The sequence below is a fragment of the Streptomyces sp. NPDC059201 genome, assembly GCF_042754585.1.
GTDB lineage: Bacteria > Actinomycetota > Actinomycetes > Streptomycetales > Streptomycetaceae > Streptomyces.
Genome location: NZ_JBHZBB010000009.1, coordinates 226989 through 237939 on the forward strand (window position 1 = coordinate 226989; position 10951 = coordinate 237939).

The window sequence follows — 10951 nt, forward strand, 5'->3', positions numbered from 1 at the left end:
GGCGGCGGCCGTGCGCCGGACGGACCCGCCCCCGGCGCCGTACCGCGCCGGTCTCTCCTCGACTCTTGGGGGTTGTCCGTGGCACGAATCCGGGTCCTGGTGGTGGACGACCACCGCGTCTTCGCCGAGTCGCTGGCCGCCGCGCTCGCGGCCGAGCCGGACGTCGACGTCGCCGCGGCGGGCAGCGGTCCCGCCGCCATGCGCTGTCTGGACCGGGGGCTCGCGGAGGGGCGCCGGTTCGACGTGCTGCTCGTCGACGCCGATCTGGGCGCGGTGCCCTCGGCCCCGGCGGCCGTACCGTCTGGGCCGGACGGGGAGCCCGTCGTGGACGGGATCTCGCTGGTCGCGGGGGTGCGCAAGGTGCAGCCCGCGGTCCGTACGGTGGTGCTCGCCGAGCGGGACGACGCGCGCCGCGCGGCGCTGGCGCTCCAGGCGGGGGCCTGTGGCTGGGTGGCGAAGGACTGCTCGCTCCAGCGGCTCCTCGCGGTCGTCCGCGGGGTCCTGCGGGACGAGACGCATCTGCCGCCGGCGCTGCTGACGGGGGTGCTGCGGGAGCTGACCGCGGCGCGGAGGCACCGGACGGAGAGCGAGCGCCTGGTGGAGTCGCTGACCCCGCGCGAGCGGGAGGTGCTGCGCTGCATGGTGGCGGGTCTGGGCCGCAAGGCGGTCGCCGAGCGGCTCTTCCTCTCCCCGCACACCGTGCGGACGCACATGCAGAACGTGCTGGGGAAGCTGGGCGTCCACTCGACCCTGGCGGCGGTGGCGCTGGCCCGGCGGGCGGGCGTGGGCCCCGCGGCCCTGCCGGAGCTAGCCGGGGACGTTGTCGAACGGGGCGGTCAGCCGGCGTAGCAGGGCGGCGAGCTCGGCGCGCTGCGGGCGGGAGAGCTGGGCGAGGATGGCGCGCTCCTGGGCGAGCAGACCGGCGAGCGCCTCGTCGGCGCGGTCGCGTCCCTCGGGGGTGAGGCGGACCAGGACCCCGCGCCGGTCGCTGGGGTCGGGCAGCCGCTCGACCAGGCCCTTCTTGGTGAGCCGGTCGATGCGGTTGGTCATGGTGCCGGAGGTGACCAGGGTCTGGGTGAGGAGCTGGCCGGGGGAGAGCTGGTACGGGGCTCCGGCGCGGCGCAGCGAGGTGAGGACGTCGAACTCCCACGGCTCCAGGTGGTGCTCGGAGAAGGCGAGCCGGCGGGCGCGGTCGAGGTGCCGGGCCAGCCGGGAGACGCGGCTGAGGACCTCCAACGGTTCCACGTCGAGGTCCGGGCGCTCACGGCGCCATGCAGCGACCAGTCGGTCGACCTCGTCCTCCATGTGATCAGTGTAGTGGGTCTGTTGACATAAAGTCTCTTGCATTCGAGTTTCTCGATGTGATGAATCTTGGCATCAAGATATAGTTGGCGGGGCAGGGGGGAAGGGACCCGGCCGGAAGCCGGTTCCGCTTCGCCGCCTCACGCCTGCAAGGGAGCTTCGAACATGCATTCCGTGCATTCCGTGGAATCCGCCGCACCGGTCTGGGACCCGCGGCAGTACCTCCGCCACTCCACCCACCGCACCCGCCCCTTCCTCGACCTCCTCCACCGAATACCGCGGCTCCCGGAGCACGGCCGGCCCGCCCGCGTCGCCGACCTCGGCTGCGGGCCCGGCAACGTCACGGCCCTCCTCGCCGAGCGCTGGCCCGACGCGCACATCACCGGCTTCGACCTCTCGCCCGAGATGCTCGAACGCGCCGAGAAGGACTGGGCCGGCACCACGTCGGGCGGCGGCTGGCTCGACTTCCGCGCCGCCGACGCGGCGCACTGGACCCCCACCGAGCCCTACGACCTGATCGTCTCCAACGCGGCGCTCCAGTGGGTCCCCAACCACCCCGAGTCCTTCGCCGGCTGGATCGACGGGCTCCGGCCCGGCGGCACCCTCGCCTTCCAGGTCCCCGGCAACTTCACCGCCCCCAGCCACGCCCTCCTCGGCGAGCTCTGCGCCCGCCCCGAGTGGCGCGGGCGCCTCGGCGAGCAGGGGCGGCGCTTCGTCCACATCCTCGACCCGGCGGAGTACCTCACGCGGCTCACGGCGCTCGGCTGCGAGACGGACGTCTGGGAGACGGTCTACTGCCAGCTCCTCCCCGGCGAGGACCCCGTCCTCGACTGGGTCAAGGGCACGGCGCTGCGCCCCGTCCTCACCACCCTCGCCGACGACCGGGAGGCGACCGAAGCCTTCCTCGCCGACTACCGCACCCTCCTCCGCGAGGCATACCCCCCGGGCCCCACCGGCACGGTCTTCCCCTTCCGCCGCGTCTTCGCCGTAGCCCGCAAACCCGACTGACCCCACGCCCGGCCGCCAACACGACCGCCCCACACCGGAGGGATCCGGTGCGGGGCGGTCGTGTCGTGGTGCGGGGCGGGGTGGGTCAGCCGATCTGGTTGTAGATCTGGAAGCCGCCGCCGAAGCGCGCCTTGGTGGAGAACTTGTTCGGGGTCGTGGCCAGGTAGGTGAACAGCTCTCCGCCGGAGGTGATGCCGACGATGTCGCCCTTGCCGTCCGCGTTCAGGTCGCCGGCGGCGGCCAGGTGCTTGTAGGCGCCCCAGCCGGAACCGATCTTGACGCGGGGCTTGAACGGCGAGGCGGCGTTGCCGGTGCCCGGGTGCACGTACAGGTCGCCGCCGGTCGTGCGGCCCAGCAGGTCGCTGAGGCCGTCACCGGTGTAGTCGCCGGCGCCGAAGATCCGGTTGTAGGCGCCCCAGCCCGTGCCGACCCGGATGCGGGTGGCGAACTTGTCGCCCTCGCCGTTGCCCTTGTACAGGTAGAGGACGCCGGAGCGGTCGCGGGCGAGCAGGTCGCCCTTGCCGTCGCCGCTCAGGTCGCCGGGGCCGGCGAAGGCGTTGTAGGCGCCCCAGCCGAGACCGATCGGGTACATGCCGTCGATCCACAGCTCACCGTCGAGGACCTGGACGGTGTCCTGCACGTTGTCGGGGTTCAGCGAGGAGATGGCCGTCCAGACGGCGTTCTTCCACTCGCCCGCGTCGCTGACGGACTGGCGCGGGGTGACCGTGCCCGTCGTCGAGGGGCTGTACTGGAACAGCGTGCCGGCCGTGTCGCGGGCGAGGAAGCCGTCCTTGCCCGTGTACGGGATGTTGCCGGCGAGGGCGAACTGCTCGATGCCCGCGAAGTCGCCGGTGGCGCCGACCTTCTGGCGCGTGTTCAGGGTGCCGTTGCCCCTGCCGACGTACAGGTAGAACGTGCCCTGGTTGTCCCGGGCCCACAGGTTGCCGTTGCCGGCGGGCAGGATCTGGTTGTAGGCGCCCCAGCCGCCGCCGATGGACTTGCGGGTCGAGAACGGCTTGTTCGCGTCGCCGGTGCCGTAGTAGAACCACAGCGTTCCGGTGGTGTCGCGGGCGTACAGGTCGGCGAGGCCGTCGCCGGTGGCGTCGCCGAGGCCGACGAGCTGGTCGTACGCGCCCCAGCCGGAGCCCACGAGGATGCGGGTGCCGAGCGGCTTGGTCAGGTCGCGGGTGGCGAGGTACACGTACAGCTGACCGGCCGGGGTGCGGGCGATCACGTCGGCCCGGCCGTCGCCGTTCACGTCGCCGGGGGAGGTGATCTTGTTGTACACCTGCCAGCCGCCGCCGACCAAGTGCTCGTACGGGGTGCCATAGTCGGCGACGTCCTTGTACAGCGTCAGGGTGCCGTTCTCGGACAGCACCAGCATCTCGGGCTCGGCCTCGCCGCCCTGGTTGCCGATCGGGATGATGTCCTTGGCGACGTCGACGCGGCCCAGCACGACCTCCTGGCCACCGCCGGCGGTCGTGTAGATGCCGTCACCGGCGCGGAAGACCAGGTCCTCGACGCCGTCGAGGTCGAGGTCCGACAGGAGCGGCGACGTGGAGTCGGCCGCCTGGGCGGAGGCGCGGGCACCGCTCTGGTCCGGGCGGACCAGCTTCGGCGGAGTGAAGGACGGGGACTGCTGCTCGGCCGTGGCGCGCGGCGCCGGGGTGTCGGCCGACGCCGGGGTCGTCAGGAGCATGCCGGCGGAGAGGGCGAGAGCGGTGCAGGCGGCTACGCGGCGGCCGCGCCCGGTGAAGACGGAACGCAAAGGATCCCCCCCTGGGGAAACGAAGAAAATGGGGTCCGGAGAGGTTCGCGACGCCTTCGCACGCGTACTGACGTGCGAGGGGCGAACGTCCCCCCGGATGTGTGCGTGAGTGTAACCCGCCCCGCCGACAACGAGACGAACGGACGGCGAACGGGGTGCCCCGCTCCGGAACTCCGGCGCGGGACACCCCGTTCGGGCCCGGAGGCCGGAGGCGTCAGGAGATCCGGTCGTAGACCTGGAAGCCCGTCGCGAGCTTCGTGCGCCCCGCGAACTTCCCGGGCGCCGTGCTCATGTGACGGTAGAGCGTGCCGCCGAACGTCACGCCCAGCACGTCCGCCTTGCCGTCGGAGTTCAGGTCGCCGGGCGCGGAGAGGTGCTTGTACGCGCCCCAGCCGCCGCCGACCTTCTTCCGGACCGCGAACGGCGCGCTCGCCCTGCCCGTACCGGCGTACACGTACAGGTCGCCGGCCCGGCTGCGGGCCAGCAGGTCCGCGCGGCCGTCGCCCGTGTAGTCGCCGGCGCCGACGAGCTTGTTGTACGCGCTCCACCCGTCACCGACCCGGATCCGGGAGGAGAACGCGGTGCCGTACCCGTTGCCGCGGTACAGGTACAGGACGCCGCTGCGGTCGCGGGCCAGCAGGTCGCCCCTGCCGTCGCCGGTCAGGTCGCCGGTGCCGACGAGGCTGTTGTAGACGTCCCAGCCGCCGCCGATGTCCTGGCTCCCGATCCACAGCCTGCCCCGGTGGACGACGGCCATCTCGGACGAGCCGTCCCCGTCCAGGTCGGAGAAGTGGTGGTAGTCGATGTTCGCGAAGACGCCCGGGTCCTCGATCTGGTCCCGGGGGCCGAGGACGCCACGGCTGGTGGCGCCGTACCAGAACAGCGTGCCCTGGTTCGTACGGGCGAGGAGGCCCCCCTTGCCGGTGTACGGGACGCTGCCGGAGTTGGCGAACTGGTCGACGCCCCGCCAGCCGCCGACCCGGCCGGACTGCTGCGGCGCGGACAGCACGCCGCCGCCCCGCGGGCGGTACAGGAAGACCGTGCCGGCGTTGTTCCGGGCCGCGAGCACGCCGTTGCCCGCGGCGACGAGCTGGTTGTAGACGCCCCAGCCGCCGCCGATGTACTTGCGCGTGGCGAACGGCCGGGTGCTGTTGCCGGTGCCCGCGTAGAACCACAGGCGGCCGGTGAAGTCACGGGCGTACAGGTCCGCGACGCCGTCGCCGTTGGTGTCGCCGACACCGGCGATCTGGTCGTAGGCGGCCCAGCCGCCGCCGATCCGCTTCCGGGTGGAGAGCGGGACGTTCATCCGGCCGGTGCCCGTGTAGAGGAACAGCTCGCCGGAGTGGGTGCGGGCGAGCACGTCGGCCCGCCCGTCACGGTTCAGGTCACCGGGCGAGGTGACCTTGTTGTAGACCTGCCAGCCGCTGCCGACGACGGACTCGTTGTACGAGCCGCTGTACGTGGAGTCCTGGTACAGCCGCAGCGTGCCGGTCTCGTTGAGGACCAGCACCTCGGGGCCGCCCCCGCCGTTCTGCTCGCCGATCGTGACGAGGTCCTTCGCGAGCTCCGTGTTGTTGCGGTAGAAGGTCCCGTCGTACCCCGTGTTCGTGGTCGTGGCGACGTAGACCTCGTCGTTGAGCGTCCGGAAGAGGGTGTCCTCGTAACCGTCGCCGTCGAAGTCGGACAGGAGCGGGTTGGCGGCCGAGACGGCGGCCGCGCCCGCGCGGCCGGCGGCCGGCGCCGGAGCGAGCGGCTGGGACGGCAGGACCTCCGCGGGCGCCTGCCGCGGCAGCACCGGAGCCGGCGTCGGCGCGTCGGCCGACGCGGGGGTGGCCAGCAGCATGCCGGCGGAGAGGGCGAGCGCGGTGCAGGCGGCGACGCGACGGCCGCGCAGGGAGAAGGCGGTACGCAAAGTGATCCCCCCCTGGGGAACGTGAGAACAGGTACCGGGACAGGCTCCGCAACGCCTCCGCGCGGCAAATTAGGGCACGCGCGGAGGGCGAACACCCCCCGGATGTGGGGGGATCATAGCCTTGACCGTTGATACGGCAACGAATCTTTTCACGATCCGTCAGGTCGGGCCCTGTCCCGGCCGCCCCGCCCCCGGCTCAGTTCTTCCGGTGCCCTATCAGCCGCGGCTTCTGCTCCAGGCCGTCCAGGCCGTGCCATGCCAGGTTCACCAGGTGCGCCGCGACCTCCGCCTTCTTCGGCTTGCGGACGTCCAGCCACCACTGGCCGGTCAGGGCCACGCTGCCGACCAGGGCCTGGGCGTAGAGGGGCGCCAGCTTCGGGTCGAAGCCGCGCGCCTTGAACTCCAGGCCCAGGATGTCCTCCACCTGGGTGGCGATGTCGCTGATCAGCGACGCGAAGGTGCCCGTCGACTGCGCCACCGGCGAGTCCCGGACCAGGATCCGGAAGCCGTCCGTGTAGTTCTCGATGTAGTCGAGCAGTGCGAAGGCCGCCTGTTCGAGGAGCTCACGCGGATGGCCGGCGGTCAGCGCGCCCGTCACCCCGTCGAGGAGCTGGCGCATCTCCCGGTCGACCACGACCGCGTACAGGCCCTCCTTGCCGCCGAAGTGCTCGTACACCACCGGCTTCGAGACCCCGGCCTTCGCCGCGATCTCCTCCACCGACGTGCCCTCGAAGCCCTTCGCGGCGAAGAGCGTCCGGCCGATGTCCAGAAGCTGCTCCCGGCGCTCGGCACCGGTCATCCTCACCCGGCGGCCCCGCCGGGGCTTCTGCGCTCCGGTACCGCCCGTACCGCTGGTGCTGCTGGAACTGCCGTCGATCGCCACGTCCTCCATCATGCCGCGTCGGAGGAGGCCGTCTGGCGCCGGGCGTCGATACGGGACGCCGCCGGCCACCGCACGTCGGACGCCCAGCCCGCCAGCTCGAACCAGCGGATCAGCCGCGCGCTGGAGTCGATCTGGCCCTTCAGGACGCCGTGGCGCGCCGAGGTCGGGTCCGCGTGGTGCAGGTTGTGCCAGGACTCGCCGCAGGACAGCACCGCCAGCCACCACACGTTCCCCGAGCGGTCGCGCGACTTGAACGGGCGCTTGCCCACCGCGTGACAGATCGAGTTGATCGACCAGGTCACGTGGTGCAGCAGCGAGACCCGGACCAGTGAGCCCCAGAAGAAGGCCGTGAAGGCGCCCCACCACGACCACGTCACCAGACCGCCGACCAGCGGCGGGATCGCCAGCGAGACCAGCGTCCACAGCACGAACTGGCGCGAGATCCGCCGGATCGCCGGGTCCTTGATCAGATCGGGCGCGTACTTGTGCTGCGGCGTCCGCTCCTCGTCGAACATCCAGCCGATGTGCGCCCACCACAGGCCCTTCATGAGCGCCGGGACCGTCTCGCCGAACCGCCACGGCGAGTGAGGGTCGCCCTCCGCGTCCGAGAACTTGTGGTGCTTGCGGTGGTCCGCCACCCAGCGCACCAGCGGCCCCTCCACCGCCAGCGAGCCCATGATCGCCAGCGCGATCCGCAGCGGCCGCTTCGCCTTGAACGAGCCGTGGGTGAAGTAGCGGTGGAAGCCGATCGTGATGCCGTGGCAGCCGATGAAGTACATCGCCGTCATCAGCCCCAGGTCCAGCCAGCTCACCCCCCAGCCCCAGGCCAGCGGCACCGCCGCCACCAGCGCCGCGAACGGCACCACGATGAACAGCAGCAGCGCGAACTGCTCGACGGAGCCCTTGCTGTCCCCGCCGAGCGTGGCGGAGGGCAGGGCCTGGCCCGGGTCGGCCGTCTCGGACGCCGGGGTCACCTCGGGGGTGATGGTCATGCGTGTCCCCTGGGGGGTGAGGGTGAGGGTGTGTACGGAAAAGATCCGGCCGAGGCTACGCCTGCGTAACCTACGGCGACGTAAGTATGGCAGCGCGGCGGCGCGCGGCAAGAGGGCACAAGCGGGGGGCTGCCCCGCGTCCAAGGAATGGACACCTATCCTGGGAACGTCGGACAGCGCGGTCCGCAAGCCTCCAGAACCCTCCAGACGTGCTTGAACACTGCAAGGAGCCTCACCTGTGAGCAGTGCCGACCAGACCCCCACCACCAACGCCGAGCTGCGCGCCGACATCCGCCGACTGGGCGACCTCCTCGGCGAGACACTCGTGCGCCAGGAGGGCCACGAGCTCCTCGACCTCGTCGAGAAGGTCCGCCGCCTCACCCGTGAGGACGGGGACGCCGCCGCCGAGCTGCTGCGGGGCGTCGAGCTGGAGACGGCCGCCAAGCTCGTCCGCGCCTTCTCCACCTACTTCCACCTCGCCAACGTCACCGAGCAGGTCCACCGCGGCCGCGAGCTCCGGGAGAAGCGCGCCGCCGAGGGCGGGCTCCTGGCCCGTACCGCCGACATGCTCAAGGACGGCGACCCCGCCCACGTACGCGAGACGGTCAAGAACCTCAACGTGCGCCCGGTCTTCACGGCGCACCCCACCGAGGCCGCCCGCCGCTCGGTCCTCAACAAGCTCCGCCGCATCGGCGCCCTGCTTGAGACCCCGGTCATCGAGGCCGACCGGCGCCGTCACGACCTCCGGCTGGCCGAGAACATCGACCTGATCTGGCAGACCGACGAGCTCCGCGTCGTCCGCCCGGAGCCCGCCGACGAGGCCCGCAACGCCATCTACTACCTCGACGAGCTGCACGGCAACGCCGTCGGCGACGTCCTGGAGGACCTCGCCGCCGAGCTGGAGCGCGTCGGCTACGAGCTGCCCGCCGGCACCCGCCCGCTGACCTTCGGCACCTGGATCGGCGGCGACCGCGACGGCAACCCGAACGTGACCCCGCAGGTCACCTGGGACGTCCTGATCCTCCAGCACGAGCACGGCATCACCGACGCCCTGGAGCTCATCGACTTCCTGCGCGGCCTGCTCTCGAACTCCATCCGCTACACCGGAGCCACCCAGGAACTCCTGGACTCGCTCCAGCGCGACCTGGACCTCCTCCCCGAGATCAGCCCCCGCTACAAGCGGCTCAACGCCGAGGAGCCGTACCGCCTCAAGGCGACCTGCGTCCGGCAGAAGCTCCTCAACACCCGCGAGCGCCTCGCCCACGGCACCCCGCACCAGGACGGCCGCGACTACCTCGGCACCGCCGAGCTGATCCGCGACCTCGCCCTCATCCAGACCTCCCTGCGCGAGCACCGCGGCGGCCTCTTCGCCGACGGGCGGATGGACCGCACCATCCGCACGCTCTCCGCGTTCGGCCTCCAGCTCGCCACCATGGACGTCCGCGAGCACGCCGACGCCCACCACCACGCCCTCGGCCAGCTCTTCGACCGCCTCGGCGAGGAGTCCTGGCGGTACGCGGACATGCCCCGCGACTACCGGCAGCGGCTGCTCGCCAAGGAGCTGCGCTCGCGCCGCCCGCTGGCCCCGACCCCGGCACCGCTCGACGCGGACGGCCAGAAGACCCTCGGCGTCTTCCACACCATCAAGGAAGCCTTCGAGCGCTTCGGCCCCGAGGTCATCGAGTCGTACATCATCTCGATGTGCCAGGGCGCCGACGACGTCTTCGCCGCCACCGTCCTCGCCCGCGAGGCCGGCCTGATCGACCTGCACGCCGGCTGGGCCAAGATCGGCATCGTGCCGCTCCTGGAGACCACCGACGAGCTGCGCGCCGCCGACGTCATCCTCAACGACATGCTGGCCGACCCCTCCTACCGACGCCTCGTCGCGCTCCGCGGCGACGTCCAGGAGGTCATGCTCGGCTACTCGGACTCCTCCAAGTTCGGCGGCATCACCACCTCCCAGTGGGAGATCCACCGCGCCCAGCGGCGGCTGCGCGACGTCGCCCACCGGTACGGCGTCCGCCTGCGCCTCTTCCACGGCCGCGGCGGCACCGTCGGCCGCGGCGGCGGCCCCTCGCACGACGCGATCCTCGCCCAGCCCTGGGGCACCCTGGAGGGCGAGATCAAGGTCACCGAGCAGGGCGAGGTCATCTCCGACAAGTACCTCATCCCCTCGCTGGCCCGGGAGAACCTGGAGCTGACCGTCGCGGCCACCCTCCAGGCGTCCGCGCTGCACACCGCGCCCCGCCAGTCCGACGAGGCCCTGGCCCGCTGGGACGCGGCGATGGACGTCGTCTCCGAAGCGGCCCACGCCGCCTACCGCGCCTTCGTCGAGGACCCCGACCTCCCGACGTACTTCCTCGCCTCCACGCCGGTCGACCAGCTCGCCGACCTGCACCTGGGCTCGCGGCCCGCCCGCCGCCCCGGCTCGGGCGTCTCGCTCGACGGCCTGCGCGCCATCCCGTGGGTCTTCGGCTGGACCCAGTCCCGCCAGATCGTCCCCGGCTGGTTCGGCGTCGGCTCCGGCCTCAAGGCGCTGCGCGAGGCGGGTCTCGACGCGGTCCTCGGCGAGATGCACGAGCGCTGGCACTTCTTCCGCAACTTCCTCTCCAACGTGGAGATGACGCTCGCGAAGACGGACCTGCGGATCGCCCGCCACTACGTCGACACCCTCGTCCCCGACGAGCTCAAGCACGTCTTCGAGACCATCGAGGCCGAGCACGAGCTCACCGTGGCGGAGGTCCTCAAGATCACCGGCGGCGAGAAGCTGCTCGACTCCCACCCGGCCCTCCAGCAGACCTTCGCCATCCGCGACGCCTACCTGGACCCGATCTCCTACCTCCAGGTCGCCCTCCTCGACCGCCAGCGCGCGGCCGTCGAGGCCGGCCAGGACCCGGACCCGCTGCTCGCGCGGGCCCTGCTCCTGACCGTCAACGGCGTGGCGGCGGGCCTCCGCAACACCGGCTGACACCGGCGGAAAGAAGGGAAGTGGCCCCCCCCCCCTCCGGGGGGGGCCGGCCCCGGGCCGGGGGGGGGGGGGGCGGCGCACGCGGGCCAACGCCCCCCCCCCCCCCCCCCCCCCCCCC

At 72.2% G+C, this 10951-nt stretch carries 8 protein-coding genes; 3 read left to right on the forward strand and 5 right to left on the reverse strand.

The features are described 5' to 3' along the window. Positions 1-78 precede the first annotated feature (78 nt). Positions 79-849: a LuxR C-terminal-related transcriptional regulator gene (locus ACFXMG_RS27415; RefSeq protein ID WP_383817661.1), complete on the forward strand. Its 771-nt coding sequence runs from the start codon at positions 79-81 to the stop codon at positions 847-849. Here the strand turns inward: ACFXMG_RS27415 and ACFXMG_RS27420 are convergent. Then, positions 808-1305 (reverse strand): MarR family winged helix-turn-helix transcriptional regulator, encoded by a 498-nt coding sequence (locus tag ACFXMG_RS27420; RefSeq protein ID WP_383619785.1) that lies wholly within the window; start codon positions 1303-1305, stop codon positions 808-810. The two genes, ACFXMG_RS27415 and ACFXMG_RS27420, sit on opposite strands and share 42 nt — an antisense overlap. Before the next feature lie 162 nt (positions 1306-1467). Between ACFXMG_RS27420 and ACFXMG_RS27425 the strand changes: the two genes are divergently transcribed. After that, positions 1468-2310, forward strand: a complete 843-nt coding sequence (locus tag ACFXMG_RS27425; RefSeq protein WP_383817658.1) for a trans-aconitate 2-methyltransferase — start codon at positions 1468-1470, stop codon at positions 2308-2310. A gap of 85 nt (positions 2311-2395) precedes the next feature. Here the strand turns inward: ACFXMG_RS27425 and ACFXMG_RS27430 are convergent, their stop codons facing one another. The 4 genes from ACFXMG_RS27430 to ACFXMG_RS27445 all read right to left on the reverse strand — a co-directional run bounded on the left by ACFXMG_RS27430 (position 2396) and on the right by ACFXMG_RS27445 (position 7865). Beyond that, positions 2396-4078 carry an FG-GAP repeat domain-containing protein gene (locus tag ACFXMG_RS27430; RefSeq protein WP_383817656.1) on the reverse strand — a complete coding sequence of 561 codons (1683 nt, stop codon included), beginning with the start codon at positions 4076-4078 and terminating at the stop codon, positions 2396-2398. Between the two features lie 214 nt (positions 4079-4292). Further along, positions 4293-5990 (reverse strand): FG-GAP repeat domain-containing protein, encoded by a 1698-nt coding sequence (locus ACFXMG_RS27435; protein ID WP_383817654.1) that lies wholly within the window; start codon positions 5988-5990, stop codon positions 4293-4295. A gap of 196 nt (positions 5991-6186) precedes the next feature. Continuing rightward, positions 6187-6885, reverse strand: a complete 699-nt coding sequence (locus tag ACFXMG_RS27440; protein WP_383817652.1) for a TetR/AcrR family transcriptional regulator — start codon at positions 6883-6885, stop codon at positions 6187-6189. Continuing rightward, positions 6882-7865, reverse strand: coding sequence for an acyl-CoA desaturase (locus ACFXMG_RS27445; protein WP_383817650.1), 984 nt, complete (start codon positions 7863-7865; stop codon positions 6882-6884). Before ACFXMG_RS27445 ends, ACFXMG_RS27440 begins: the two co-directional genes overlap by 4 nt. Before the next feature lie 238 nt (positions 7866-8103). Between ACFXMG_RS27445 and ppc the strand changes: the two genes are divergently transcribed. After that, on the forward strand, positions 8104-10833 hold the full coding sequence (gene ppc, locus ACFXMG_RS27450) for a phosphoenolpyruvate carboxylase (protein ID WP_383817648.1): 2730 nt from the start codon (positions 8104-8106) through the stop codon (positions 10831-10833). Positions 10834-10951: the final 118 nt, after the last annotated feature.

Bases quoted from the DNA above. Each gene is read 5' to 3' on its own strand.
- ACFXMG_RS27420 (WP_383619785.1), bottom strand. From the start codon at position 1,305: ATGGAGGACGAGGTCGACCGACTGGTCGCTGCATGGCGCCGTGAGCGC.
- ACFXMG_RS27425 (WP_383817658.1), top strand. From the start codon at position 1,468: ATGCATTCCGTGCATTCCGTGGAATCCGCCGCACCGGTCTGGGACCCG.
- ACFXMG_RS27440 (WP_383817652.1), bottom strand. From the start codon at position 6,885: ATGATGGAGGACGTGGCGATCGACGGCAGTTCCAGCAGCACCAGCGGT.
- ACFXMG_RS27445 (WP_383817650.1), bottom strand. From the start codon at position 7,865: ATGACCATCACCCCCGAGGTGACCCCGGCGTCCGAGACGGCCGACCCG.